Raw genomic sequence first — 25,832 nt, 5'->3', positions numbered from 1 at the left:
GTCCACGATGTGGATTGTTTCGCTGTCCTGCTTTGACCGTACTGATCTGGCGATCTCCCGGTCAACGAATTGAGGCAATGTGACGTGCATTGCTCGATAGGTGGCTGGTTGGGCGATTCTCGTCCATAATATGGGCATGAATAGTTCGTTTCCCGGCGCCCAGGTCGTGGGCAGGATGGCCGCGGTGCTGCGTGCCGTGAGCACCGCGATGCCCAGGGGCATCTCCACCGCAGAGGTCGCACGAGGCACCGGGCTGGCGCGGCCTACGGTCCACCGGCTGCTTGCGGCACTGTCGGCCGAAGGCTTTTGCGACCACGACAACAAGGCGGGGCTGTGGCTGCTGGGCCCGGAAATGTACCTGATGGGCACGGTGGCGGCCGAGCGCTACGACATCACCGACATTGCCCGGCCGCATGTGGCGGCGCTGGCCGAAGCCACCGGCGAAAGCGCGTTCCTGTCGGTGCGCCGCGGCGAGGAGACGGTGTGCCTGCTGCGGCAGGACGGCGCGTTCCCGATCCGCTCCTTCGTGCTCTACGAGGGCAAACGGTTCCCGCTCGGCGTGGCCTCGGCGGGGCTGGCGATCCTGTCGTTCCTGCCCGAGAAGGCCATCGAGCGCTATCTGGAAGGCAGGGATCTGGCCGCAGAGCATGGGAGCGACCACGGTCCAGACCAATTGCTCCGGCGCATCGCCGAGACGCGTGAGCGCGGCTGGGCGGAGAACCCGGCACTGATCGTGGAGGGAAGCTGGGGGATGGGTGCCGCGGTCTTCGACGCCGCGGGCCAGCCCGCCTGGGCGTTGAGTCTGACCGGGGTCGAATCACGTTTCTCGTCCGAGCGGCGCCCCGAGATGGGGCGGCTGCTCATGCACCACGCGCACGAGCTGTCCAAGAATCTGCGCGGTGAGCGACTGTAGTCATTCCGCCTTATTTCTCGGGATGTAGAAGACAGCATGGTCGCTGAGTGTCGCTCAGAAAAATCTTCCTGCAGTGGTTGGGCGGTAATGTCCTATCGGCTGCGCACATCAAGGGACGTCGGAGCGCCTACTGATCCAGGAGCTGGAGTTCACGGGCTGCGTCAACGCATTGCTGGCGATTGGACACACCAAAAGTGACGAAGAGGCTCTTGAGGTACCACTTGACCGTGTTGATGCCGATATACAGCGACTGGGCAATTTCCCGGTTCGAAAGACCACGTTCAACCAGGATCAAGATCTCTTGTTCCCTTTCGGAGAGCATTGGTGCGTCTCGCCGGCCCGGTACAAGTGCGGCAGTTTCCGGTTCCATGAATTCCTTGGTCCACGCAATGGCGCCGCTATTATCCTGTCCGAAGAGTTTTCCAAGATCCAGGATCCGCCCGATAAAGGCATGGATCGCTGCTGCGTCCCTGGGAACCCACGCTCCCGATTCCACGGCGCCGGATAGTGAACGGAGCAGTTCGCGGCAATTCTGCCTGCGTTCCATCAGCGCCATAGACAGATCCAAGCCGTGGCAAATGGTCAAGACGTCCTTGAATTCCGCCTCGGCCTCTTCTTGATGCCCCGCTGCCTGCAACGCTTCTGCCAGTGCCAACCGGGCATGCAGAATCTCGTACTTGTTTCCATGCTCCCGGCGACGTTCCAACAACTTCGCGGCAAGAGCCGCGGTGGTTGACGCATTGCCGGGTTGGCCGGAGAGCAACATGGACGCAAGGGTTGCAAGTTCCCGGGAGTCGTCCACTGCATCCGTGATGTGTGGGTGGGAAAACGATGTTCGGCCGTCGTCTTGCCACGGGAAGCCCAGATTGGCCCTGTCCGCCATGAGCCGGGTGGACAGCCGCGGAAGATCCAAGGCCGCCGCAATCTGTTCGCCAGCTTCGATGGCCTGGGTGGAGCCCTCCACGTCACCTCGCAAGGCCCGTAGCCTGGCAAGTGTGCTGTAGGTGGCCATCATGAAGTCGGCCACACCTGCGTGGGCGCCCAATTCCTGGGCTTCGACAAGCAACTTTTCCGCTTCGCCAAAGGCACCGCGCAAATACAACAGTTCCCCAAGCAGCCCACCGGCCAACTTGGCGGCATGCGACTGCCGGCCGGCAGAACGGCGTCCCAACTCCAGGGCATCTTCCAGGTGCCGCTGGGCGGTGTCGATATCCAATTGGGCGAATGCGGCAAGACCGGCAAAACAGTGGCCGTAAACCTCGCTGAAGGGACCCGAAGTTTGGTCGTGGGCCACGCGGGCCGCATCCTGCGTGGCCAAAGCCGCAGCGAAACTGCCCTTTTGGAGTTCTGCGTAGGTGGCGATGTTGGCCGCAACAGAAACGATCCAGGGCCGCAATGGTTTTGTCGACTCGAGTACTAACACCCTCAAATCATTGGTGGGTACTATCTGGTCCGCGTACATTTCGAGGCAACGACGGACCACCAATGCTTCCAGCCTCAGTTCTTCCTGATCCTCGGTCCCCAGCCCGCAATCCGGCCCCAACAAGATCTCAGCCTGCTCGAGGGCGATGCGGGATTCTTTCGGGAAGTGCAACAGGCAATTGGCCCAAGCAATTGCCATCTGGAGTCTTGGCCGTGGTCCGACGCGGGAGGCCGGCAGCTTCTCCACCATGGCCAGCAGCGTCGACATTTGGGAGTGTTCGACCTTGAGCATGGCGTCGGACTCGACGACGTCAACAGCAAACTCGATATCTCCGGCGGTCAGGGCGTGGTCGACTGCCTCACTGGTGTGGTTGTGCTCGGCATACCAATGTGCCGCTTTCCGGTGGAGCTCGGCAACCCGATCGGGTTCGTCACGCTCTAGTCTCTTCCTCAGATACTCCACGAAAAGGTGGTGGTAACGATACCAGGATCCGTCCACGTCCAAGGGCTGCAGAAAAAGGTCGCGGGCCTGGACCTCCTCGAGCATGGCCTGGCCGCGCCGGACGCCGGAAAGGGTGGCGGCAAGATCGGCGCAGGTCCGTTCCGTGATGGAGGTGCTGAGCAGGAAATCCAGGACCTCGGGTTCCAAGGTGTCCAGGACGTTCTCCGCAAGGTACTCGCCGATGGCCTGGTGCCTTCCGGAAATCTTCCGCACGATCCCGGAAACGTCGCTTTGCCCGCGCAACGACAGCGAAGTCAATTGCAGTGCGGCGGCCCACCCGTCCGTTGATTCAAGGAGGGAGTCGATGTCATCGCTGGTGAGCTCAAGTCGGTTGATTCCCACGAGCAGTTGCCAGCTCTCGCGGTGGTCGAAGCGCAGGGACGTTGCATCTACCTCAACCAGCTGGTCGCGTACACTCAGGCGCCCCAAGGGGAGCCCGTTGCGGGTGCGACTGGTGATCACAAAACGGAGGCTCTCCGGTCCCTCGTCCAGCAATCGTTCGAGTACCGCGCGGGCGCGCGGGTCGAGGATGCGGTGCCAGTCGTCGAGTGCGATGACGGTGGGACGCCCGCTTTCGGCCAGGGCGTTGATGATCGAGGGAACCACATACTTCTCCGCATCATCGGGGCGCTCCTGGAGAAGTTGGAGCAGCTGTGGATCGAGTTCCGCTCCGGCCTTGAGCAGGGACTCGATCAAATGCGACATGAACCAGATGGTGTTGTTGTCGTCCTTGTCCAAGGAAAACCATGCAATGACGTAGTTGTCGTCGGCGAGTTCGGCCACCCACTGGGCGGCAAGTGTTGACTTGCCGTATCCGGCAGGGCCATGCAGGAGAGCCAGACGCTTGTTGCCGCCCGCAGCAAGAGCAGCCGTGAGGCGCTTGCGCTCCACCCAGCTCATCACCGGAGTCGGTGGCTGGAATTTCGTAGCCGCGGTTGGCGGGCCCAGAGGCATTTGCTGGCTCTCCTCGATGCACGTCGTCCACCCAACCCGCGACTGCGGGTTGGGTTCGGCCGAAAAATAGACACATGTCATGTGACTTTGATCATGCTATCAGTTCGCTGGTGGGCGCATCCGGAACGGACCTTGCCCATGGGGGCTTTGCCTTGCTTGTGCCACCGAGCAAAGCAAAACCGGGCAGTCCCATGAGTGCCGCACCGACCAACACCTCGGCTGGCAGCGGCGAAGGCCTTACTTGAAACCCGCCATGACGGTTATGACATCTTCCGGCACCGCCGTGGCAGGCAGCTGGGAAAAATAGAAACCAGAGTCGGGAAGCGGCGAGGTGCTAGTGCCCCAGAATCCGTCGCCCAACACCTGGCCTTCGATCTCCGGCTCCCTGAATGCAACGGAATCCTCCGACCTGATCCCCAAGGTCCAGCGGTAGTTTTGGGCCACGTTGATGATGGGGGTGTAGACCTCGAGTCCCACCGCGGGGAGCCGTGCGGACCCCGCGGGTGTCCGGTCATCGAGCAAGACTCCGGCAACAGGAAGCGCGGAGAAATTCCGCAACCAATCTGCGACGTACATGGAGGCGTTCTCCGCATCATCGGCATCCAGGTCCGCGGCGTCGTCCTTTCCGGAGAAGGCATGAGTGACGGACAACCATGCCATGGGAGATGGGACATGCAACACCACGGCTTCCCGTTGAGTCTGTGAAAACGTCTTGGCGATACCCATGACGATCTCAAGGGTTTGCGCATCAGCCAGCATGGTCCGCAGCGCATAGCCCGTCCGGCTTCTGGCTGACATATCGTCTTGCAGGGATTGGCTGGTTGCCGTTCGGTGCCCGTAGAACCGGTCGAGGTGAAGCAAAGCGGCATCCGGCTTGAGCAGCCCCTGGGCCTGCCCCATGAAGTTGGCGTAGGCCATGGGATCTTCCCATGGGATGGGACGGTTTTGCAGTATCACCGCCTGGGAGTAATCGAGGTGGTCAAGAATCACTGCATGCTTCCGGCCGGATTGCGGCTCGGCGATGACATTTGCCAGATTCACTGTGTTTGCTCCTTTCCTTGCACAGACCTTGCTGGATGATTGGTGACGGTGAAGCGGTGCCTTCCGCCGCGGCCGTAGCCGGGGACGGAAAGGCACCACTTCACCGATGACGGGTGGCTCAGGACTTGTGGACCACGGTTTCCCCGTACTTCGCCTCAAGCTCGCGGATCCTCTTGTCTTGGGCCTCGATCTTCAGCACACGGCGATCCGGGATCATGACCAAGGGGATCTCGCTGAGCTTCCCCTTCACCCGCTGTGGTTCCTGCCCGCCCCAGTGGGTGGCGAAGACCTCTTCATCGTTGTCCTGGCCCCACGAGCCGTAGTAGAGCAGATCCGCCGGTGGTTCCTCCGTGACAAAGCCCTTGATGAACTCCCTGAACGGCGTGCCGCGGGCGATGCGGCGCTTGCGGGCCTCGGCCCGCGCTGCCTCCGTGGCCTGGACATCGACAACGAAGGTCTCCGGGTTCCAAACCACTGCGTACAGGTCGGTGGCAACTTGGGCGGAAATCCTGTCGAGTTGCAGGTCGGCCGCCACCAGCTCAGGGTCGCGTTCCAGGACGTCGCCGTAGCCTCCACCAGAACCCTGGGAGATCATGTACAGCTCTCCCTCCTTGGCTACATCGAACTGGAGACCCATGTGGGCGCTCTGGTAGGAACCGCCCTCGTAGGGCTGCTCGTTCATGATGCGTTCGATCGACAAGTCGAACTGCGAGGGATCCTTGCGGATGATGTCGTAGATGTTGATTCCCTTGACGATCGACAGCGGGTAGGTCGGGCAGCCGTAGCCTCCAAACATTCCGGTGATCGAGGAGAACTTGGAACCGGAGGTCACCGTCATGAACCCCCAGTTGGGGGTGCCGCGGGAGGCAACGATCATCTCGTATCCCATGCCGCCGCGATACTTTCCGAAGCCCTGGTTGTCGCGCACCAGCCGCTTGGACACCAGCTGCAGGAATGGAACCTCTTCTTCCATGACCTCCTGTTCGGCGATGTCTGCCATGGCGCAGAACAGCGGGGCGACCGCGTCTTCGCCGTCCCGGAAGGCCTTGGCCCCACCACCCATGCCGTTCAGGTCGGCACACAGGTTTCCTACCTGTTCGCCGTGCTGTGTGGTGCCGCCCCACAGGAAATCATTGATCTGGTTGAACCACGGGGCGATCACGTTGGAGTATTTCTTTGGAGTGGAGAACTGCAGCTTGGCATAAGCGGTCTGCAGCGCCGAGAAGCCTCTGAAGGAGCCCTGCAGGGACTGGCCCACCGGTGCGTCGTAGCCGGCATCGGCCCACGAATGCTCCTCGGAGATGACCTCGATCGGGGACAGCGCGCCGGTGCTTCGCGGCAGGTCGGGCCACCAATAGGAGAGGATCGCCTGGGTCATGAAGGCCTTGGTGGACCCTAAGGGCGAGTTGATGGCACGATTAAGGATTTCCGGGCCGGTGCCCGTCAAATCGACGATCAGCCGTTCGCCCTTGACCGTGATCTTGCAGGCGAACTTGATGAGGATGTTCTCCTTCAACGTGGAGTCAACAAACTGGTTGAACGTGACCGTTCCGTCCGGCAGTTCCTTGATCCGGCGCCTCACCTCGGCTTCGACGTTTTCCACGGTGACTCGCAGTGCGGCCACGAATGACTCTTGGCCCACCTCCTCGATGATTCGGTCCACGGACTCGATGACCCGGCGGACCGCACCCATCTTTACCTTGATGTCCGCAAGCATCAGCTTCGGGTCACGGGTGGAATGCTGGAGGAAGGTCAACAGGTCGCGGCGGAGATGACCGCGCTCCACGATCTTGATGGGGGAGGCACGCAAGCCGTCGTCGAAGGGGGTCTCCGAACCCGAGGGCATGCCGCCGGGTTCGCAAGCGCCGTTCTCGCCCTCGTGAATGGTGGCCCCGACCCAGGCAATGATCTGGCCATCGCGCATCACGGGCACGAGCATTGACTGGTCCGTGTTGTGCACCATGCCGTAGCGCGAGTCGTTGTGGAAGAATCCGTCACCCGGATTGATACCAACGGTCGGCTCGTCCTTCCAGTTCTTCATGATGTAGCGGATCGGGTGGTGCAGGACCGCGGAGAAGGCGATAACGCCGCGGTTGGACAGGTAGGTCACGTCCCCTTCCGCTGTGTACACGGCCACCGAAAGATCGGCCCACTTGGCGCCGGGAGCCGCTCCCATGCTCTCGCACATTTCGAAGGCCTCGTCCAGGGAGCCGGCCAGGCGCTTGCGGATCCGGTCCGTTTCAAGCGGGCTGACGCCCTTGGAGATGCATTCGTCTTCGTAGGCGGTGCGTTCGTGGATTTGGTGGTTGCGCATGATCTCCGGGTCAGGGCCCAGGAACAGCGTGGTCTCGTCCATGAATTTGTCGACCCACTGCTGTTCCTGTGCGCTCAGGATCTCTTGCGCGTTTCCGGTGTCATTGGTTGTCAGCGTCATTGCTCTCAAGCTCCTTGGAATTGAAGATTGGTGGTCACATCGGTTGTGCTGGTGAGGTCATTGAGCAGCCAGACTGCGCCCTGCGGGGTTGGCTCAAGACGCCATCCGGGTTCCACGAGGTAGGTGGTGCTCTCGGTGGTGACCAGTGCAGGGCCATTGATCACGTAGTGGCTCTTGAGCGAGCTGGTGTCGTAGATCGGCGTATTCACCGGTTCCTCCTCATCGGTGAAGTGGATGATGCGTTCGGCGACGGCCACTGGTTCGATGCGACGGGTTCCGCTGGAATCGAGTGATTCGAACTGGACTACATCCCCCTCGACGTAGGAGGCGACCCGGACCGTTTGCACACGCACCCCGGCCTCGGGGGCCTGGGTGCCTTCGCCGTAGCGGTCGCCGAAGATGTCGGAGAACGTCTTGATAAGGTGCAACACGGCCCCGGTTCCGTTGACGCGGTTGATGTCGAAGGCCACGGCAGTGGTCACCAGCTGGTTTCCGTAGCGCATGTCCATCTCCAGGCGGTACTTGACCGAGTCACGGTCGTACCCCTGCCGGACCAAGTCCTCGGCGCCCTTCTGCTCGAGCTCCTCGATGTAGCCGTTGATTGCGTCGTACTCGTTGTAAAGACTGCGTTCCAGGGCGTCGTAGAGGACGATGTAGGCACTGCGTTCGTGGATGTGCAGCGGCTTCATGTTCCCCGCGCCCAGGGCGGAGAACACCGAGGCAAATGGCGGGAAGAGGATCTTGCTGATGCCGGCACGGGACGCGATGCCGCAGGCGTGCAACGGGCCGTTGCCGCCGTAGGCCAGCATGGTGTAGTCCTCGACCAGGCCGCCGCGGGTGCGCAGTTCCTTCTCGATGCCGATGGCCATTTCCTCGTCGACCGTGCGCTTGATGATCTTGGCGATCTGGATTGCTTCCAGATCCAGCTCGTCGGAGAAGGCTTCCTCGATCGCGTAGGCTGCTCGCTTCTTGTTCAGCGGGATATAGCCGTTGGCGTAGTTTTCCGGGTCTAGGTATCCCAGCACCAGATCGGCGTCGGTCACGGTGGGACGCAGGCCGCCGCGGTCGTAGCAGGCCGGTCCCGGGTCGGAACCAGCGGATTCGGGACCGATCTTGATGGCTCCGTGGATGCGGTCATAGGAAGCGATGGAACCGCCGCCGGCGCCCAGGGTGTTCAGGTGGATCATGGGAGCCGAGACCATCCAGCGGCCAATGGTCGGCTGGAAATCGTAGTGCTTGATGCCGCCTTCGGGAACCAGTCCGATGTCGAAGGAGGTCCCGCCCATGTCCATGGAGACCACGTTGCCCAGCCCCGTGGTTTCCGAGAGGTGCTGCGCACCGCCGACCCCGGCGATGGGACCCGAGTGGATGGTCTGCAGTGCATCGGTGGAGTTTGGCTGGGCCATTCCGCCGGAGTTGTGGATCACCAGCATGGGCTTGTCGTAGCCCGATTCTCGCAGGTTGCTGGAGAGCTGGTTCAATGCGTGGAACATGGTTTCGTGAAGGAATGCATCCACCACCGTCGACATGGCTCGGATGTATTCGCCCTTGCGCCCGGAAACCTGGCTGCTGAGCAACACCGGGATCGATCCCAGCTCATGGGCCGGGTATTCCTCGAGGATGATCTCCAGGATCCTTTCCTCGTGGTCGGCGTTCTCGGTGGCGTTGGTCAGTGCCACGACGATGGCTTCGGCCCCGTTGTCGACCAGCTCGCGGACCTGCTGGCGTACATCTTCGTACATCAAGGGAACCAGCACGGTGCCGATGGAATCGACGCGTTCCTTGACGGAACGCACCAGGTGGCGCGGGACAAGGGGCTCGGGTCGTTGTGCGTCGGCCATGTCGCCCTGCTTCAGCGGGTCAAGGCCTTCACCGTAGCCTCGTCCGCGGGAAAGGTGGATGGTGTCTTCGAAGCCGTGGGTGACCAAGACCCCGACACGGGGTCCAACACCTTCGATCAAGGCGTTGGTTCCCAACGTGGTCGCGTAACGTACGGAGTCGACTTCCTTCAGTGCCTGCTGGCGGCTGACTCCGGCTCGTGCGCATGCCAGGTCCAAGGCTTCATTGAAGCCCAGGGCAAGGTTGTGGTGGGTGGTCAGGGCCTTTGACTCGACATAGATGTCGTCCCAGACGAAAAAGCAGTCACTGAACGTACCACCGATGTCAACAGAAATGCGTTTCATGTCCTGTTTGCTCCTTTTGGAATTCTGGCTTAGCGATGCGAATGGTTGTGGTGGCCCTCGTGCGTCGAGCGCATGTCGGTGACGGCGTTTTCGCCCGGACCGTAGTCGACAACGAGTTCGGGATCTTCCCCGCGTTCCTCCCACTGCGTACGCAGCGCATCGATGTCCCAGATCATGTCGATTGTCGGCGGGTGGCCAGGCGGAAGATACTCGGTCTCCATCTGCGTGCCGCACTTCGGGCAGCAGTATTCGAGGATGCGGCAGAAGGCGGGGTCCGGGGAGAACGTGAACTCGTACTTCTCCGGGTCGATGATCGGGGGGTGGATCTCGCGGGGGTCGCGGTCGAAGACAAGGGTGCCTTCCTTGTAGCTGCCGCGGGCGTCACCGAGGTTGTGGCCGCACGGGCGGCACACCCACTGCTCGGTGGAAAGGTCGATGTAGAGGTATTCCGTCATGGGGACGCGCATGGTCGTTGCCTGGCTTTCTGTCTTGGTGGTTCAAAGGCGAAGGGAAGGGAATGATCAGTGGCTACTGCGAGTCGGAAAGCAGCAGGTCGCCTGCGGCGGAAATGTCGAGGACCCAACCGGCAGGAACCCTCGCCGTGAAGAACGGTCCCTCCACGATGGCCGGTCCCGCGGCGGTGGCGCCGGGCGCTTGCTCCTCGAGCTGGTACACCGGGATCTGTTCGACCGAATCGGCAGAGGAACGGACCGAGCGGGTTCCCGCAGCCACTGCCTCGCTCTTTGACTGTTCATGGTTGCCCGGCAGCGTCGGGTGTGGGAGGGCAAACGTGCATTTCAGTGAGAGCAATGCCCTCTGGCCGTCCGATATCCGCGGGGTTGAGGTTTCGTCGAATAGCGATTCCTTGGCCAAGGAACCATCTGCGTTTTCAATGACAAGCGTCCAGTCAAGGCCGCATTCAGTGATGGTGTGTCCTTCCTGGAACATGTCACGGGCCGCACGTCCTTCCATCTCCAGCCTTGCCTCATCGATCTGTGCGGCGGATGCCCCGGTGATGTCGGTTTCATAGGTTTGTGAGATATCCGAGAAACTGATCCCGAAGGCGGAGAACACCGCGGCGAGACGCGGGATCAGCACGTGGCGGACTCCCGCGATCCGGGCCGCAAGGCATGCGCTCATCGGCCCGCCGCCACCGAACGCGGCAACGGTCGTTGTTTCCGCGTCCTGGATCGCACCGGAGAAGGCCGAAGCCATCTGCTCGGCGTAGGTCCGCTCCATGCGAATCAGGGCCTCGTCGAGGCTGATGCCCAAGGGCTCGGCAACGGTCGAGGTGATGACCGCCCTGGCGCGCTCGGCATCCAGTTTCATTTCCCCATTGAGGTAGGTGGCAGGATCGAGCACACCCAGCAGCAGATTGACGTCGGTGATGGTTGCCTGGCGGCCGCCGAACCCGAAACAAGCCGGCCCGGGTGCCGCGCCCACGCTGTCGGGGCCAACGGTGATCTCGCCGTTCTGCACGGCGATGACAGAACTTCCGCCGATGCCCCTGGAATGGACGTTGCTCATCTCGTAGGAAATGGGCACACCCTTCACGCTTCCACGGCGGTCCGCGGAGATTTCCGAGTTCAGTACCGATCCGACGTCCGTGGTGGTCCCACCCACGTCGATCATCAGAACATGCTTGAGCCCGTAGGCATCCGCCAGGGCCCGGGTTCCTTCAAGCCCGCCGCGCGGGCCCGAGGAGTAGGTCTTCAATGCCACCGACTTGGCCACGCGGGAGGAAGCCCCGTCGTTGCGGTAGATCAGCAACGGGTTCTTGACCTTGTAGGAACGTAGCCGGTGTTCGGCGCTGTAGAGGAAACGTTCGACGGTGGGGTGGAGGAAGGAATTGATGATTCCCGACCAGATCCGGCGGCTGCGCAAGGTGTCGGAGGTGAATTCCCAGGAGAAGAGCACCGGCACGGATCCGAGCAAGTGCCGGGGGAAGTTCTTCAGCATCGCACGCTTATAGAGCTTTTCGCGGTCAGGGTCCGTTGCGGCAACGACCAGGCGCTCGGCACCGGCCGTGGTGAGGCGGTTGATCTCGGTGACCAGCAACCGGGCGCGGGATTCCTCGTCGCCGTCCACCGGAAGCAGACCTACGCGTTCTCCGATCAGGTCGTCAAAAAGCCTGATTTCTTCGGGACCTTTGCGCAGCGCCGCCACGAGATTGGGGTCGTCGGTGATCAGGCCGATGCGTGGACCTTTTCCCTGGACCAATGCGTTGGTGCCTTGGGTCGATGAATAGCGGATGTGGCGCGTGGAGTGGAGCAAGGACGGTAGGTCTTCCTGCCCGTAGATAGTGGTCGAGGCCTTGGCCAGGCCATCGAAGAGACACTGGGACAGGTCGGCCGGGGTTGTCAGCGTCTTCGTGAAGGTGAAGTCGGTGCCGCTTCCGACGACGATGTCGGTCAGGGTGCCACCGTTGTCTATGTTGATCAAACGTTCCATGGAATCTCCCAAAGCCTGGCATGTGATGTGAGTCATATGCGGTTGTGTTTGATCAGTCTGCACTGCGGGTCGGGGTGGAGCGCTACTACCCGCAGGGGTGGTCTGCCGGGGGTGGACCAGCGCTCCGGGCGGGTGGTCGGGGATACCCACCCGGGTGGCCTCGGCGGGGTTGGCGATCCTTTCTTTCCTGCCCGAGCAGGCCATCGAACGCTAGGTGGCGGGCCGTGACCTCGCAGCGGGGCACGGCAGCGAGCATGGTCAGGAGTTGCTGAGGCAGCCCATTGCCGAGACCCGGGAACGGGGCTGGGCGGTGAATCCCGGATTGATCGTGGAAGGCAGCTGGGGAATGGGAACGGCCGTCTTCGATGCGGCCGACCAACCGGCGTGGGCGCTGAGCCTGACCGGCATCGAGTCGAGGTTCAGCGCCGGCCGGCAGCCCGAGCGGGCCGGCTGTTGCTGCACCACGCCCACGAGCTGTCCAAGGAACTGCGCGGCGCACAGGCGCTGCCTGGGCGCTAAGCCGGCTTGCCCAGAGATGAGGGGTTGCCGCGGTTCAGGGTCGACGCGAACTCGATTCCAGCATCTTGCAGGCAGCCTAAACGCGATCCCGCCGTGTTTGAACACGCCGCGTCAAGGGCCCAGGCCGCTGATGGGCCACGGCGGCGCAGGAAGAAGTCAGCCGGTCCAATGCACTTCAACTCACGTCACAAGGCGCAGAACCACAACTATCACGGTGATCAGTCGAAGCATGCGGCTTGAAGCCCCATGGCGATGATCGCGAGTCAGACTTTCGGCGCGGAACTCAAACGGCTACGGGGGACAGAAAGCGCATCATTCGTGGTCAGCATGCGGAAATACGCGCTTCGCGAGACCCCGCTGGTCGCCCGGCGGACTGACTCAAGGAGTGTGAAGGGTTGTACCGATCGACATGTCCTACGGCCGTGACCACGTTGGTTGGCCCGATTCCGTGCGCCCAACGCGCTTGTTGGTGTGGTGTGCACTGCAACGACGTGGTGAATGTCCGCGGCGGGTCGAGACAATGCCCTGCCTCTTGCTGCGCCAATGGTGGGTGGCTCACCGTTTCCGCCACTGAAGGCTGCCCGTTGTCCCTGTCCGATGGTGCTTTCTTGGCAACCACGCGTCCCTGATGAAAGAGAAGAGAAAGATGGACCATGGCCTCGGTTATTGACCACCCGGACTATTTCTTGCTTGATGCGGATCTCACCGACGTCGACCGGGCACTGCGTGACCGGGTGCGGGCCTTTGGCCAGAACACCATTGAACCGATCATCAACGGTTTCTGGTACCGTCATTCTAGGTTCGAGTCCTGGTATCCCAGCTCTTCCTGAAGTCAAAATCCGGCGCCGGACTTCCTTCATCCGTTTTCGCTTTTGATGCTTTCCGGTCCTCTTGAAAGAGAAGTAGACCATGTGGTTGGGCGCATGGGTGTTGTCGCTTGATTGACCATAAATCCATTCATAAAGACAATCCCAACGGGTGCCACCGCTGCTTGTTCCCGGTCCTGCTTTGACCGAAGACCGGCAAGGACTTCGCGATATCCATGATGCAGGCATGCCGCGAACGCCTCGCCGTCTAGTGACCCAGATCGATCTTGAGGCAATCGGTACTGAGCCTCGGCACGATGATGCGTGCATGCTGCTCCAGGACCTCCCGCGGGTGGGTGCCCTCGACGCAGATGGCAATCATGCCAGCCGCTTCCACAGCTCCAAGCCCTGGAACCGAATCCTCGAATGCGGCAATGCGGGCGGGGTTTTCAAGACCAAGAAACGCCGCCGCTCGCTGGAACCCCTCGGGGTTCGGCTTGCCATGGACCACGTCTTCGTCCGTGACCACGACCTCGAACAGTTCCAGCAACCCAGCTCGTTCCAACGCGGGGAGCACCTGCAACCGGCTTGCCCCGGTGACAACGCCCAACTTCACCCCGGCCGCATGCAGCGCGCAGACCAGTTCGCGGGTGGCCGGTCGGATCGTTTCTTCCCGGTCGATCCGGGCGGAGTATTCAGCGTCAATCAACGGCAGATACTTCTCCACCGGGCCGGCATCGATCGGTGAGAGCGCCAGGATGTCGGCCATGATCTCCCGGTCGCTGCGCCCGGCCAGGGCGTGGCGGTATTGTGCGTCAGTCAGTTCCACCTGGCAGTGGTCCGCCGCGAGTTCGATGAACAAATCTCGCAGGATCGGCTCGTCGTCGGAGAGGGTTCCGTTGAAGTCGAAGAGCACGCCGTCGAGGTCCTCGAGGGTCAGAATTGCGGTGGCGGCGGTGGCGCGCATGATGCGTTTCCAATCTTGTAGTGTGTAGTGCAGCTGCCCTTGAGGTCTAGACCGATGGGCAATCGAGAGATCAAACTAGCGCGCCGAAGTGTCGCCGACCGCCTCTTTGGGTGGACCCCAGCTTGGCAGCGGGTAAACGGAATGTGAACCCGGCGGGCATCAGGAAAGCGAGCAGATGATCAACACCGAGGAATTGCTCGAGCGGGCCCGCGGGCTCGAATTCGAACCAGGGCAGCCAACGCACCAATCGATCAGCAACTGGCTCGGCGGCATCATCGCCGAGGGGTTGCTTTCGCCCGGGACCAGGCTGCCCGCCGAACGGGTCTTTGCCCAGGCAATGGATGTCAGCCGGATGACCCTGCGCCAAGGACTGGATACCTTGCTCCACGAGGGGCGGATCGTGCGTGCGGTGGGCAGTCGCGGCGGGTCCTTCGTGGCGGAGACCCGGGTTCCGGTGGATATCTCAAACTTGATGGGGCTCAGCGCCCAGCTGCTCAAGAGCGTCCATAGCGCCTCATCAAAAATCCTTTCTGCGCGGACGATCCCGGCGGACCGAGCGGTGGCCGAGGCTCTGCAGCTGGCCGTTGGCGACCCGGTGCACCGGATCCACAGGGTCCGCTTTGCCGCCGCAACCCCGGTGGTGCTGGAGGAGTCGTACTTTCCGGCGGAACTCTTCCCGGGGCTGCCGGAAAGGAACCTGGGCGGTTCGATCTATGCGGTGATGGGTGAGGGCTACGGACTGGCACCATTCTCCTCGGTGGAGGAACTGAACCCGGCGGTGGCAGGGGCGGAAAATGCGCGGCACCTGGAAATCGGTCCGACCACGGCGGTGCTTGGCATCAAGAGGACCGGACTGGCCCGCGACGGGCGTCCCGTCGAGTATTCGGAGGACCTGATCCGCACCGACAGGCTCAAGATCATGGTGTCGGGCCGCAGCACGGAGTAGGGGCTTGCCGGTCGGGTGCAAGGCGAAGGGCTTAACTGATCGGTCTAGACCATTGTTCATCTGGCGGACACTTTCAGGTCGCTGACAGTCAACGTGCCGTCGTTAGGTTGGGTGAGCAAGCGGGCCTCCACGGGCCCGACTCACTCACACGGAGAGCACCCTCGCCATGAATAACCCACTCGTTCCGCCAGCACGACGTTCACTCGCAGCCTCCCGACGCACCGTGCTTCGCTCGGTTGCCGGCGTCGCAGTCCTGGCAGCCCTCGGCGGTTCGCTTGCAGCCTGCAGCCAGATGCCCACCGCGGCGGCAACCATCGGAACCAGCCTCGAGGAAATGACCACCCTGGCCAAGGCCGAGGGCACGGTCCAGCTCATCGCTACCCCGGCGGACTGGGCCAACTACGGCAGCCAGTTCTCGACGTTCACCGAAAAATACGGCATTGCCACCCCGGTGGCCACCCCGGATGCCTCCAGCGCCGACGAACTGACGGCTGTGAAGAACCTGCGCGGCCAGAAGACCCAGCCGGATGTCATCGACATCGGCTATTCGTTCACCGGCAAGGCCGCGGACGAGAAGCTCATTGCGCCCTACAAGCCCAGCAACTTCGACGCCATCCCGGCCGACCTGAAGGATCCCGACGGCATGTGGGTCGGTGCGTATTACGGCGTGGTCCAGGTCGGCACCAACACCAACGTCGTCGAGGCCCCGCAAACCTGGGACGACCTGCTCGATCCCAAGTACAAGGGCAAGGTCGCCCTGCCCGGTGACCCACGCAAGGGTGCATCCTCGATCGCCGCGGTCTTTGCCGCGGCACTGGCCCACGGCGGCAGCGTCGATGACATCCAGCCCGGCATCGACTTCTTCGAGAAGCTCGCCAAGTCCGGCAATCTGGTCTCCATCACCTCGCCGGTCTCCGCGCTGAGCACCGGTCAGGCCGCGGTGGTCCTTGATTGGAACTACAACTTCCTGGGCATGGAAGCCGAGTTGAAGAAGTCCGGGGTCGTCCTGGAAACCAAGACCTTCGAGGAAGGCGTTTTCGGCAACTACTACGCCCAGCCCGTGGTCGCCGACTCGCCGCACCCCAACAGTGCCCGCCTCTGGGTCGACTGGCTGACCAGCGACGAGGGCTCCGAGCTCTTCGCCCGCGGCGGCGGAATCCCGGCACGCTACATCGAACTCAAGGAGGCCGGAAAGCTTTCCGCAGAGGCACTGGCCAAGCTGCCCGAGGCCGGGGTCATCGAGAAGATCAAGTTCCCCACCGTCGAGCAGGGCGAGGCTGCCGGCAAGCTCATCGTTGACCAGTGGGCCCAGAAGGTCGCCTCGCAGTGACGATGCAACTCGAACGCAATCCGGCGGGGACACCGGAACCGTCGCCGCGGGGGCGAATGCGCTCGCGCGGCGCGCGGGGCATTCCCGGCTGGGTGGGTGCCGCCCCGCTGCTGCTCTTCCTGGCGGTGTTCCTCATCATCCCGATCGCCGCCAACGTCGTCACCAGCTTCCGGGTCGACGGAAAGTTTTCCCTCGCCGCCATGGCCCAACTCCTTGAGCCGCAATACCTGGATGCCTTCATCCAAACCATCAACCTTTCCCTGCTCACCGCGGGGGTGGGAGGGGCACTTGGGTTCATCTTGGCCTGGGCCTTGGCCACCGGAAGCAAGCCGGCCTGGCTGCAGAACCTGGTGCTGTCCTTCTCCGCGGTCGCTTCGCAGATGGGAGGCGTGGCACTGGCCTTCGCCTTCATTGCCACCCTCGGGGTCCAAGGCCTTGCCACCCAATTGATCCTTGGCTTGACCGGCTGGGATGTGAGCGAAGACGTCCAATTGGCGTCCTTCAACGGACTGGCATTGGTCTACCTCTACTTCCAGGTCCCGCTGATGGCCATCCTGCTGCTGCCGGCCTTTGGATCCTTGAAGAAGCAATGGCCCGAAGCTGCCTATTCGCTGGGTGCCACCCGCGGCCGCTACCTGCTGGATGTGGCCCTGCCGATCATGTGGCCACCGATCGTCGGGTCGCTGCTGCTGCTCTTCGCCAACGCGTTCGGTGCCTACGCCACCGCCTATGCGCTGGCCGGGGGACGGGTGAACCTTGTCCCCATCCTCATTGGATTCTTCATCTCGGGAGACGTGATGAGCGACGAAAGCTTCGCAGCGGCACTGGTCACCGGCATGATCGTGATCGTGGTGACGGCCATGGGCCTGCGCACCCTGCTCGAAAGAAGGACAAACAAATGGCTGCGCTAGAGAACCTGGCACGAGGCACCCGTTCCGAAGCGGGGCCGCGGCACACCCGTTCATGGCAGGCTCCGCAGGACATGGCGCGCATCGCCATCATTTCCGTGGCCCTGCTGCTCTTCTTCCTGCCGCTGGTGGCCTCCGCCGCCTTTGGCTTCACGTTGCCGGGCCAGGGATTCACCCTGGACCCGCTGCGCGACGCGCTGGCCGGCACGGATGCGGGCGCGCAGTTGCTGACCACCGGGAAGCTTGCGGTCCTCAGCACCCTTGGGTCGCTGGTCCTGCTGGTGCCCACGTTGCTCTTCCTTCATCTGAAGGCACCGAAGCTGCTGCGCTTCACCGAATGGCTTTCGGTGGTTCCGTACGTCGTTCCGGCCATTGCCCTGGTGGGCGGGGCGAACCTGTTCTTCCGTCAGGTGGCCCCCGGGTTCCTGGTCAGCACGTACTCGCTGGTCCCGTTCTACATGGTGCTCACCCTTCCCTTGGTCTACCGCAGCCTGGACGCCGGAATTCGCGCCATGGACCTGCCAACCCTTTGGTCCGCCAGCGAATCCCTGGGCGCCAAGCCCTGGCAGAGCCTGCTGCGCGTGGTGGTCCCGAACATGCGCACCGCCCTGCTGGGAGCCTCGCTGCTCTCCTGCGCCATGGTGTTGGGCGAATACGCCCTGGCATCCCTGCTGCTGCACTCGACATTCCCGGTCTTCATGGTGCAGGTTGGCATGAACCAGCCGCGCGCCGCCGCGGCCCTGTCCTTCCTCACCATCCTTGCCACTTGGCTGCTGCTCGCCTCCCTGACCGGAGCCAGCGGCAAGCGCGGCATCAAGAACCCCACCACGAAAGGGGGATCCCGATGACCCGGGATTCTGCAGAAGTCACCCTCACCGGGATCACCAAGTCCTACGGAGGGCGCACCGTGCTCGACGGCCTGGACCTGTCCATGGCCGGCGGCGAACTGCTCGCACTGCTCGGCCCCTCGGGCTGCGGGAAGACCACCACACTGCGGGTGCTTGCCGGGCTTGAAATCCCGGAATCCGGCACCGTGAAGATCGGTTCGAAGGACGTCACGTCCGCGCCGGTGCGCGGACGTGGCATCGGGATCGTCTTCCAGGCCTACAGCCTGTTCCCGCACATGAGCGCGCTGGACAACGTGGCCTACGGGCTGCGCATTGCCGGGGCAAGCCGCTCCAGGCGCACCCTGAGGGCCAAGGAATTGCTGGAAATGGTGGGACTGGGGGAGCACGGTGCCAAGTACCCGGCACAGCTTTCCGGAGGCCAGGCCCAGCGTGTTGCCCTGGCCCGCGCGCTGGCCATCGAACCGCGGGTGCTGCTGCTCGACGAACCACTCTCTGCACTGGACGCCCAGGTGCGGGTGCACCTGCGCGAGGAGATCAAGCGCATCCAAACCCAGTCGGGCACCACCACGCTGCTGGTCACCCACGACCAGGAGGAAGCCCTGACCATTGCCGACCGGGTGGGCGTGATGCTCAACGGGCGCATCGAACAGCTCGGGACCCCGGAGGACATCTACGCCAGCCCGCGCACCGCCTTCATCTCCGAGTTCGTCGGCGCCGTGAACCGCATCCCCGCGCTCGCCACCACCGGAGGGGTCGCGGTGCTGGGCCGCATCCTGCAGATCTCCAACCCCGCAACCGCACCGAGCCAGGCCTCCGGGCTCGAGGCATTGGTGCGGCCCGAAGACCTGTGTCTTTCGGGGCACCCGGAAGGCACCGGAATCGTCGAATCCATGGTGCTGCGCGGTGCCACCACCAGCGTCATGGTCAACCACCTGGGTGCGCCGCTGCGCATCGATCTTCCCTCCCACGAGGCCGCAGGATTCTTCCCGGCCCAGCGCGTGGCGGTCAGTCCGCGCCGCGACTCCGTCCTTGTTGATTCGGCGCGTTCAGATGTCCCACAGCCGGAAAACACATTGCTTGGCAGCGCACTGTTGGCCGGAGCGGGGCGCGCGGCATGAGCGCGAAGATCGCCCTGGTCGGCATCGACGGGCTGCGCATTGACCTGGCGCGCGGAACGGGGATGATGCCCACGCTGGATGCCGTGGCAGGCAGCGGCGTGTTCAACGAGTTGGAGATGGAAGTCCCGACGCTCTCGGGCCCAGGATGGTCCACGCTGTTGACCGGAAGCGCCCACTCCCAGCACGGGGTCAAGGACAACAAGTTCGTCGGCCACCGGCTGCTGCACCACCCGGATTTCCTGAGTCAGGCCTACTTCGCCGACCAATCCACCACGACCCTGGCGGCGGCGGGCTGGCCGCCGCTGGTGGATCCCGCGGATTCCGGTCCGGTGATCTGGGAACGCCGCGAGCAGCAGCGTTCCGGGCACCACCGGGTGATTTCCCGGGATGGGGAAACCTACGGCTACCAGGTGGTCGATGCGCTGATCGCCGACCACGCGGTGGAGGCGCTGGCCACCAAGGGCCCGGACGTTTCGTTCATCTACTTCTGCGACGCCGATGACGAGGGCCATGTCCACGGGCCGCACAGCGAGAAGTACGCCGCGGCCATGACGCGGGTGGAGGGGCACCTGGCGCGCATCAAGGATGCCATCACCCGCCGGGTCAAGGAGCTTGGCGAGGACTGGTACCTGGTGTTGACCACGGACCACGGACACGTGGATGCCGGAGGACACGGCTCGGACAGTTCCGTGGAGCGGGCATCCTTCGTGGCGGCGACCCGCTTCGGCAAGTCCATGGAGCACTGGCCCGAAGACTTGAGGCCGGAGGAACTGGCTCCGTTGCTGCTTCGCTGCCGGGCGGGCGCTTAGCCGGAAATGGATCGGCCCCACCAAGGGACCGACATGGAATCGTTCCGGAGCCTTGGTGAGGCTGATCTTGCCGCGAGGCAAGCAACGGAAATGAGGGAGCGGTTGGCGGGTGTTTCCCGGCGGTTCACCCGGGGCTGGAACCGCTTCGGCGTCACTGTGAGGCACCGGAGCGTGGCGCTCATGCCGGGTGCGAGACGTCGGGGCGATGCGCTCCCGGCGGCTCGGTCATTCCCTATTGGGGGCTTGGAAGTTCCTTTCGGGACTTCCGAATGCAAGTTGTCCAATCGGGCGTACAGTGAAAATACGAGGGCATACAGACTTAGCGTCGAGGAGATGGTCAACCATGACTGCTCAGGTGCAGCCGTACAAAAAGTTCAAGATGCCGTTCAACTACGTGCAGGTTGTCATCGCGACTTTCGGGGCCGTGATCACGAGCATTTTTGTTTATTTCGTCAGCGAGGCAGCTGGCGCTTCCATGTATTTCAGTGGCGGTCTGTTCACGCATCTGACTTTCGGTCAGATCGTTGGCTACATCGTCTTGCCGTTCGCCGTCCTTGGGTTCCTCACCTTCCTGATCGGCAGGTCAAGGCCGGGATTCTGCAAGATCGCGCAGTGGATCGGCGTGGCTGTCGCGGTGCTTTCGATCGCCAACGCGATCCTGTACGCCGCGGACCCGGCCAGCGGTATAGGGCTTGCCGTCATCCACCTGGTTGTAGGTGCATCTTGGTACCTCGCGGTGAACAACTCGAACAAGAAATACAACGAAGAGGCCGCGGCAGACCGTGGTGAATTGGTTGCCACATAGATTCCATCAGTGGGCAAGGGTGGCGCTGGTTCGTCTGGAAAGATGCCAGCGCCACCTTTGTTTGTGGTGTTCTGGCCGCCGTTGGGTGGAGGACTATGGGCCCGATGTTGGACGCGAAACTGACTGGAGTCCCGGACGTCGGGGTTGGGGATTAACGACGCAGAGGCAAGGATACCTTGGAAGCCGCAGGCCGGCATCGCCGTCGATGTGTTTACCGTCGGGCCGCATGGGATGCCCCCGCAGCGTGAAGACCCGGACTTCTTGGCATTGGCAGTATGCCGAAGTACGAAATGCTGACCAGTTCCCCCGGCCAGCATTGACCTTTTGAATCTCATGGGTGGCACGGTCGCTGCCTGCACCAGGGCAAATTAGCGGGATCTACATGATGGTCGGTTGCTTCTCCAGACACACGGTGATGCTGAGGCTCGCGCCGTTCATGGTTTGCGCACCTCGCGCAGGCAATTACTCCGGAACATGGCAAACTGCTACCAGTGCCCGCCGCAGGTCGCCAAGCGGGTTGGAGTGTGACCTTGGTTCCGGTGTGGGGAATCCCTAATTCCTGTACCGGGCTCCAATGGCGTTTCGCTGGGCCATGACCTTTTCCAAGAGCCCGACCAGGGTTTCCTGTTCGACTTGGGTGAGCGCCTCTGCCCACAGCGATTCGCGTTCATTTTGGGCTTGGAACGCAGTGCGAATATCTGCTGTGCCAGCTTGGGTGAGATGCAGGATGACTGAGCGGCCGTCGATTGGCGAGGCTTCGCGAAGCAACAAGCCCTTGTTGAGAAGCGTCGTAACCAGGCTGGATACCGCGGCTTTGCTCATCCCCGCCAGCCGGGCAACTTCGTTGGGGCTGAGCGGGCCGTTGACCCAAAGCGCCAGCAGCAGCCGGAAACTGGACCAGGTGCGCCCGGCGGGGCGGTGGATCGTTGACTCGAAGTCGTAGATCACCGTGCTTGAGGCGCGGTTAAGCGACAAGAACATCTGGTTGGCGCTGAGGTCCGCGTCCGGGAATTCCTCGGAGATCCGACGTTTGGCGGCCTCGACGAACGACCAATAATCCGGCGACGTTCCGGTCAGGTCCGCCGGTTCGTTCTTTGGGGACACCGGTGATGGCATGGAGGAAATCACTCCGATTCCGCGCCGCGGGTGGGCGGCAATTGGGCGCTTGAAAATAGAGCGCGTCATGGGGCTTGTCACATTTAGTATAAGTCTCTACTATTTTAGACATGACCCAAAGTAGTTCAAGTCTTTACTACTTGAGTAGGGCCACAACATTTACAACCAAGGAGACGGTCATGGCTTACTATCGCCAGGTGGGCCCGGTGCCCAAGCAACGCCACACACTGTTCAAGGACGAGAACGGCAACGTCCTCTATGAAGAGCTAATGGGGGAAGAGGGTTTCTCCATGGATTCATCGTTGCTCTACCACCGCCACATTCCGTCCGCCATGGTGGGTGCCCGGTCATGGGCACTTCCGGACCAGGAGCTGACTTCGAACAACCCGTTGCTGCCGCGCCACCTGAAGCTTCATGATCTCTTTACCGAGGATCAGGTGTCGCAGGTCGACGCGGTGACCGGACGTCGGCTGGTCCTGGGCAACTCCGACGTTCGCATTTCCTACGGCCATGTCGGGAAGACTTCGCCGCTGTACAAGAACGCCATCGGCGACGAATGCGTGTACGTCGAGAAGGGTTCTGCCCTGGTCGAGACCCAGTTCGGTTCGCTTGAAGCCACCGAAGGCGACTATGTCATGATCCCCAGGGCGACGATCCACCGGTGGGTCATGCGGGACGGGGAGCGCGCGCGCCTGTACTTCATCGAAGCCAATTCACACATCGCCCCGCCAAAGAACTACCTCTCCAAATACGGTCAGCTTCTGGAACACGCACCATATTGCGAGCGCGACCTGCACGGGCCCACCGAACCGTTGCTCTACGACGAAACCGACGTGGAGGTGTACATCAAGCACCGCGGCCGTGGGGCCTCGGGACTGCAAGGCACCGTCCACATCCTGCCGCACCATCCCTTTGACGTGGTGGGCTGGGACGGATGCCTGTACCCCTACACCTTCAACATCAAGGACTACATGCCGATCACCGGCAAGGTCCACCAGCCGCCACCGGTCCACCAGGTCTTCGAGGGACACAACTTCGTGATCTGCAACTTCGTGCCGCGCAAGGTCGATTACCACGAGCTGGCGGTGCCGGTTCCCTACTACCATTCCAATGTCGATTCCGACGAGATCATGTTCTACGTCGATGGCGACTACGAGGCGCGCAAGGGCTCGGGAATCGGCAGGGGGTCCATCTCCATTCATCCCGGCGGCCATCCGCACGGCCCCCAGCCCGGGGCCATCGAGGCATCCCTGGGCGTCGAGTACTTTGACGAGACCGCCGTCATGGTCGACACCTTCCGCCCCCTTGACCTCGGGGAAGCCGCCGTGGCCACCGATGACGGGAAATATGCGTCCTCTTGGACCGGCGGTCGCTGGATCAGCGAGGCCTCCAAATGACGGGAATGGACATGCAAACCGTACCCGGGCAGTTCGTCGGCTTCTTCGACGACGCAGCCACCTTTCCGCCCGGCCTGGCCCCGCTGGAGAAGGCAATCACCGACCACGTGGCACGCCGGGCCAACCGGCACAGCGGCGCCGTCGGTCCCGCAGTGCTTGCGCTCAGGGACCTTCCCGAGGCCAGGGCCATCGCATCCCGATTGGAGCTCGACGGCCGTCCGGTGGAGGTCTCGGCCGTTGTGCCTGCCGATGGGCTGAGCGAAGCCTTGGAGCTTGCCGGGAGGCTGGGTCCGGAACTGGAGGTGGTGGCATTGGAACTCAAGACCACCCCGGAAGACCCGGAGCGCTGGAGGGCGCAGATCCTGCAGGCCAAGGAACTATCGCGCTTGCCAGTGTACGTTGAGCTGGATGCCGCCCAAATGGCAGCGGGAGCCCTTGACCTGATGGCGGGAAGCGCCCTGCACCTGAAATACCGCACCGGCGGGATCCGTGCCGAGCTCTTCCCGACTCCCGAGCAGCTGGCCAGCGTACTCCTCAAGGCGGTTGAAGCCGGCCTCAAGTTCAAGCTGACCGCCGGACTGCATGAAGCCGTGCGCTACACGGATCTTGACACCGGGTTTACGCACCACGGCTTCCTGAACATCGCGATGGCCACCGAGGCAGCCCGGCAAGGCGCGGGCGTCGAGCAGGTCACGGCGCTGCTGTCCGAATTCGATACGGCGAAACTTGAACGCTTGGCACGGAGTTCCGGTGGGGACTGGCGCCAGTCATTCGCCTCATTCGGAACGTGCAGCGTGGTCGAACCCGCCGAGAGCCTGGAAGCCATGGACCTCTTTCCCCACGGCATGGCCTAAACCCGCACAGCGGGACCAACCCCAACAGTCTTCACCCGATCCAAGGAGCACCACCACATGAATACCGCAGCCGAACGTTTTGCGAGTCCGGGGTTCGGCCCCGAGAACCTGCCCTATGGATCCTTCTCCCCGAAGGGTGCCGGACCACGCCTCGGAGTCCGCCTGGGAGGACGCGCCATCGACCTGCAGGCGCTGTCCACCGCGGTCGAGGGATTGGACGGTGAAACCCGCCTCGCAATTGACACGCCGAACCTCGACGCGTTGTTGACCGCCGGGCACCAATCATGGGCTTCGCTTCGCCGATGGCTCGTGGACGTCGTCACGCGCGAGGGGTTGGGTGATGAGGTCGAGGCCGCGTCGTTCCCGGTGGAGCAGGTGGAGATGCACATGCCCTTTACCGTCGCGGACTACGTCGACTACTACGCCTCGGAGCACCACGCCAGCAACATCGGCAAGATGTTTCGGCCGGACCAAGCCCCACTCCTTCCCAACTGGAAGCACCTTCCGGTGGGATACCATGGCCGCGCCGGAACCGTCATACCCTCCGGCCGGAATTTCCCCCGGCCCAAGGGGCTGCGCCCCGAGCCCGGCGGAAACCCCAGTTTCGGCCCGTCCCGACGGTTGGACATCGAGGCCGAGATCGGTTTTGTCCTCGGGGGAAGCGCCCCCGCCGGGGAAGTCGGCGTGGCCCAGGCTGCTGCCGAACACATCTTCGGTGCCGTCCTGTTCAACGATTGGTCGGCCCGCGACATCCAGAACTATGAATACGTCCCGCTGGGCCCCTACCTGGGCAAGTCCTTTGCCTCGTCGATTTCGCTCTGGGTGGTTCCCTTCGAGGCGCTTGGCGCGGCCCGGGTCGACCCCCCGGTGCGGGACGTGGCCGTCGCCGGCTACCTCGATGACAGCGCGGGTGGACCGTGGGGCCTGGACATCACCATGGAGGTGATCGTCGATGGCCAGAGCATTTCCCACCCGCCGGTGCGCACCCTGTACTGGACGGCGCCCCAGATGGTTGCCCACATGACGGTAAACGGCGCCGGGCTGCGGCCCGGGGACTTCTTTGGCTCGGGCACCGTTTCCGGGCCGGAGAAGAACCAGCGAGGGTCCTTCATGGAGCTATCCTGGGGCGGCAAGGAGCCCGTGCTGCTGGCCGATGGAAAGCAAATGACGTTCTTGGGCGACGGGCAGACCGTCACGCTTAGGGGGACCGCTCCGGGACCCGACGGAACGATTATCGACTTCGGGGAATGCACCGCCACCATTCTTCCGGCGACGCCGGCCGCCGATAGCGTGCCCGCTGGACCGTAGGCATTCCAATGCCGGCAGCGCCGCCATCACGGCGTGCTTAGCGCCCTTGCACGGGCCGCGCCCCCCCCGGGGAGTAATTACATACCTTCTTCAAGGCCCATGGGATCCGGAAAGCCGGTTCCCATGGGCCTTGAGGGCGTTCCCACAGGTGATCTTCAACTGCTTGCGGGAGCGAAAGCGGACGTTCGGGAGGCCCGAGGT

Annotated in this window: 21 protein-coding genes; 13 read left to right on the top strand and 8 right to left on the bottom strand. The window is 62.9% G+C overall.

The window, feature by feature from the left end:
• Positions 1 to 136 precede the first annotated feature (136 nt).
• Positions 137 to 913: an IclR family transcriptional regulator gene (locus DQ353_RS16045; protein ID WP_113764034.1), complete on the top strand. Its 777-nt coding sequence runs from the start codon at positions 137 to 139 to the stop codon at positions 911 to 913.
• Between the two features lie 127 nt (positions 914 to 1,040).
• Here DQ353_RS16045 and DQ353_RS16040 read toward each other — a convergent pair whose 3' ends face one another.
• The 6 genes from DQ353_RS16040 to DQ353_RS16015 form a co-directional block, all read right to left on the bottom strand.
• Positions 1,041 to 3,737 (bottom strand): helix-turn-helix transcriptional regulator, encoded by a 2,697-nt coding sequence (locus tag DQ353_RS16040; RefSeq protein WP_181578442.1) that lies wholly within the window; start codon positions 3,735 to 3,737, stop codon positions 1,041 to 1,043.
• A 291-nt stretch (positions 3,738 to 4,028) separates the two neighbouring features.
• A complete protein-coding gene (locus DQ353_RS16035) occupies positions 4,029 to 4,832 on the bottom strand; it encodes a hypothetical protein (protein WP_113763996.1) in 804 nt (267 codons plus the stop codon).
• Between the two features lie 118 nt (positions 4,833 to 4,950).
• Positions 4,951 to 7,266, bottom strand: coding sequence for a hydantoinase B/oxoprolinase family protein (locus tag DQ353_RS16030; RefSeq protein WP_113763994.1), 2,316 nt, complete (start codon positions 7,264 to 7,266; stop codon positions 4,951 to 4,953).
• Between the two features lie 5 nt (positions 7,267 to 7,271).
• Entirely contained in the window at positions 7,272 to 9,449 is a 2,178-nt protein-coding gene (locus DQ353_RS16025; protein ID WP_113763992.1) for a hydantoinase/oxoprolinase family protein, read from the bottom strand.
• A 29-nt stretch (positions 9,450 to 9,478) separates the two neighbouring features.
• Positions 9,479 to 9,916, bottom strand: coding sequence for an acetone carboxylase subunit gamma (locus DQ353_RS16020; protein WP_113763990.1), 438 nt, complete (start codon positions 9,914 to 9,916; stop codon positions 9,479 to 9,481).
• A 61-nt stretch (positions 9,917 to 9,977) separates the two neighbouring features.
• On the bottom strand, positions 9,978 to 11,900 hold the full coding sequence (locus DQ353_RS16015) for a hydantoinase/oxoprolinase family protein (protein WP_113763988.1): 1,923 nt from the start codon (positions 11,898 to 11,900) through the stop codon (positions 9,978 to 9,980).
• Between the two features lie 214 nt (positions 11,901 to 12,114).
• Between DQ353_RS16015 and DQ353_RS22380 the strand changes: the two genes are divergently transcribed.
• Entirely contained in the window at positions 12,115 to 12,675 is a 561-nt protein-coding gene (locus DQ353_RS22380; protein WP_353616701.1) for an IclR family transcriptional regulator domain-containing protein, read from the top strand.
• Between the two features lie 397 nt (positions 12,676 to 13,072).
• The gene (locus DQ353_RS21775; RefSeq protein ID WP_181578441.1) at positions 13,073 to 13,249 is read left to right on the top strand and encodes a hypothetical protein; all 177 of its coding nucleotides are present in this window, start codon (positions 13,073 to 13,075) and stop codon (positions 13,247 to 13,249) included.
• 244 nt (positions 13,250 to 13,493) lie between these two features.
• Here the strand turns inward: DQ353_RS21775 and DQ353_RS16005 are convergent, their stop codons facing one another.
• Positions 13,494 to 14,192, bottom strand: coding sequence for an HAD family hydrolase (locus tag DQ353_RS16005; protein ID WP_113763986.1), 699 nt, complete (start codon positions 14,190 to 14,192; stop codon positions 13,494 to 13,496).
• A 175-nt stretch (positions 14,193 to 14,367) separates the two neighbouring features.
• On the opposite strand from DQ353_RS16005, the gene DQ353_RS16000 reads away from it, so the two are divergent.
• The 7 genes from DQ353_RS16000 (at position 14,368) to DQ353_RS15970 (ending at position 20,956) form a co-directional block, all read left to right on the top strand.
• A complete protein-coding gene (locus DQ353_RS16000) occupies positions 14,368 to 15,138 on the top strand; it encodes a GntR family transcriptional regulator (RefSeq protein WP_113763984.1) in 771 nt (256 codons plus the stop codon).
• Between the two features lie 166 nt (positions 15,139 to 15,304).
• Positions 15,305 to 16,468: an ABC transporter substrate-binding protein gene (locus DQ353_RS15995; RefSeq protein ID WP_113763982.1), complete on the top strand. Its 1,164-nt coding sequence runs from the start codon at positions 15,305 to 15,307 to the stop codon at positions 16,466 to 16,468.
• A gap of 2 nt (positions 16,469 to 16,470) precedes the next feature.
• Positions 16,471 to 17,379 (top strand): ABC transporter permease, encoded by a 909-nt coding sequence (locus DQ353_RS15990; RefSeq protein WP_286166858.1) that lies wholly within the window; start codon positions 16,471 to 16,473, stop codon positions 17,377 to 17,379.
• Complete coding sequence (locus tag DQ353_RS15985; RefSeq protein ID WP_113763978.1) at positions 17,367 to 18,224, top strand: ABC transporter permease; 858 nt, start codon at positions 17,367 to 17,369, stop codon at positions 18,222 to 18,224. Before DQ353_RS15990 ends, DQ353_RS15985 begins: the two co-directional genes overlap by 13 nt.
• Complete coding sequence (locus tag DQ353_RS15980) at positions 18,221 to 19,342, top strand: ABC transporter ATP-binding protein (protein ID WP_113763976.1); 1,122 nt, start codon at positions 18,221 to 18,223, stop codon at positions 19,340 to 19,342. The genes DQ353_RS15985 and DQ353_RS15980 overlap by 4 nt, the downstream gene beginning before the upstream one ends.
• A complete protein-coding gene (locus DQ353_RS15975; protein ID WP_113763974.1) occupies positions 19,339 to 20,151 on the top strand; it encodes an alkaline phosphatase family protein in 813 nt (270 codons plus the stop codon). The genes DQ353_RS15980 and DQ353_RS15975 overlap by 4 nt, the downstream gene beginning before the upstream one ends.
• 343 nt (positions 20,152 to 20,494) lie before the next feature.
• Complete coding sequence (locus DQ353_RS15970; protein ID WP_113763972.1) at positions 20,495 to 20,956, top strand: DUF6069 family protein; 462 nt, start codon at positions 20,495 to 20,497, stop codon at positions 20,954 to 20,956.
• A 552-nt stretch (positions 20,957 to 21,508) separates the two neighbouring features.
• On the opposite strand, the gene DQ353_RS15965 is transcribed toward DQ353_RS15970, so the two are convergent.
• Positions 21,509 to 22,153 (bottom strand): MarR family winged helix-turn-helix transcriptional regulator, encoded by a 645-nt coding sequence (locus DQ353_RS15965; protein ID WP_286166855.1) that lies wholly within the window; start codon positions 22,151 to 22,153, stop codon positions 21,509 to 21,511.
• Positions 22,154 to 22,251: 98 nt separating this feature from the next.
• On the opposite strand from DQ353_RS15965, the gene DQ353_RS15960 reads away from it, so the two are divergent.
• Genes DQ353_RS15960 through fahA form a run of 3 tightly spaced genes read left to right on the top strand, consistent with a single transcriptional unit; the run spans position 22,252 to position 25,631 of the window.
• A complete protein-coding gene (locus tag DQ353_RS15960; protein ID WP_113763970.1) occupies positions 22,252 to 23,469 on the top strand; it encodes a homogentisate 1,2-dioxygenase in 1,218 nt (405 codons plus the stop codon).
• Positions 23,470 to 23,474: 5 nt separating this feature from the next.
• Positions 23,475 to 24,323 (top strand): hypothetical protein, encoded by an 849-nt coding sequence (locus tag DQ353_RS15955; RefSeq protein ID WP_286166854.1) that lies wholly within the window; start codon positions 23,475 to 23,477, stop codon positions 24,321 to 24,323.
• Positions 24,324 to 24,380: 57 nt separating this feature from the next.
• Positions 24,381 to 25,631 (top strand): fumarylacetoacetase, encoded by a 1,251-nt coding sequence (fahA, locus tag DQ353_RS15950; protein WP_113763968.1) that lies wholly within the window; start codon positions 24,381 to 24,383, stop codon positions 25,629 to 25,631.
• Positions 25,632 to 25,832 lie beyond the last annotated feature (201 nt).

It is taken from the genome of Arthrobacter sp. AQ5-05, from assembly GCF_003287975.1.
Lineage (GTDB): Bacteria > Actinomycetota > Actinomycetes > Actinomycetales > Micrococcaceae > Paeniglutamicibacter.
This window is presented reverse-complemented; position numbering and strand designations above follow the sequence as displayed.

Bases quoted from the DNA above. Each gene is read 5' to 3' on its own strand.
- DQ353_RS15975 (WP_113763974.1), top strand. From the start codon at position 19,339: ATGAGCGCGAAGATCGCCCTGGTCGGCATCGACGGGCTGCGCATTGAC.
- DQ353_RS16040 (WP_181578442.1), bottom strand. From the start codon at position 3,737: ATGAGCTGGGTGGAGCGCAAGCGCCTCACGGCTGCTCTTGCTGCGGGC.
- DQ353_RS15995 (WP_113763982.1), top strand. From the start codon at position 15,305: ATGAATAACCCACTCGTTCCGCCAGCACGACGTTCACTCGCAGCCTCC.
- fahA (WP_113763968.1), top strand. From the start codon at position 24,381: ATGAATACCGCAGCCGAACGTTTTGCGAGTCCGGGGTTCGGCCCCGAG.
- DQ353_RS16020 (WP_113763990.1), bottom strand. From the start codon at position 9,916: ATGCGCGTCCCCATGACGGAATACCTCTACATCGACCTTTCCACCGAG.
- DQ353_RS16005 (WP_113763986.1), bottom strand. From the start codon at position 14,192: ATGCGCGCCACCGCCGCCACCGCAATTCTGACCCTCGAGGACCTCGAC.
- DQ353_RS15970 (WP_113763972.1), top strand. From the start codon at position 20,495: ATGACTGCTCAGGTGCAGCCGTACAAAAAGTTCAAGATGCCGTTCAAC.
- DQ353_RS15980 (WP_113763976.1), top strand. From the start codon at position 18,221: ATGACCCGGGATTCTGCAGAAGTCACCCTCACCGGGATCACCAAGTCC.
- DQ353_RS15960 (WP_113763970.1), top strand. From the start codon at position 22,252: ATGGCTTACTATCGCCAGGTGGGCCCGGTGCCCAAGCAACGCCACACA.
- DQ353_RS16000 (WP_113763984.1), top strand. From the start codon at position 14,368: ATGATCAACACCGAGGAATTGCTCGAGCGGGCCCGCGGGCTCGAATTC.
- DQ353_RS15955 (WP_286166854.1), top strand. From the start codon at position 23,475: ATGGACATGCAAACCGTACCCGGGCAGTTCGTCGGCTTCTTCGACGAC.
- DQ353_RS15985 (WP_113763978.1), top strand. From the start codon at position 17,367: ATGGCTGCGCTAGAGAACCTGGCACGAGGCACCCGTTCCGAAGCGGGG.
- DQ353_RS16025 (WP_113763992.1), bottom strand. From the start codon at position 9,449: ATGAAACGCATTTCTGTTGACATCGGTGGTACGTTCAGTGACTGCTTT.
- DQ353_RS21775 (WP_181578441.1), top strand. From the start codon at position 13,073: ATGGCCTCGGTTATTGACCACCCGGACTATTTCTTGCTTGATGCGGAT.
- DQ353_RS15990 (WP_286166858.1), top strand. From the start codon at position 16,471: ATGCAACTCGAACGCAATCCGGCGGGGACACCGGAACCGTCGCCGCGG.
- DQ353_RS16045 (WP_113764034.1), top strand. From the start codon at position 137: ATGAATAGTTCGTTTCCCGGCGCCCAGGTCGTGGGCAGGATGGCCGCG.
- DQ353_RS16015 (WP_113763988.1), bottom strand. From the start codon at position 11,900: ATGGAACGTTTGATCAACATAGACAACGGTGGCACCCTGACCGACATC.
- DQ353_RS16030 (WP_113763994.1), bottom strand. From the start codon at position 7,266: ATGACGCTGACAACCAATGACACCGGAAACGCGCAAGAGATCCTGAGC.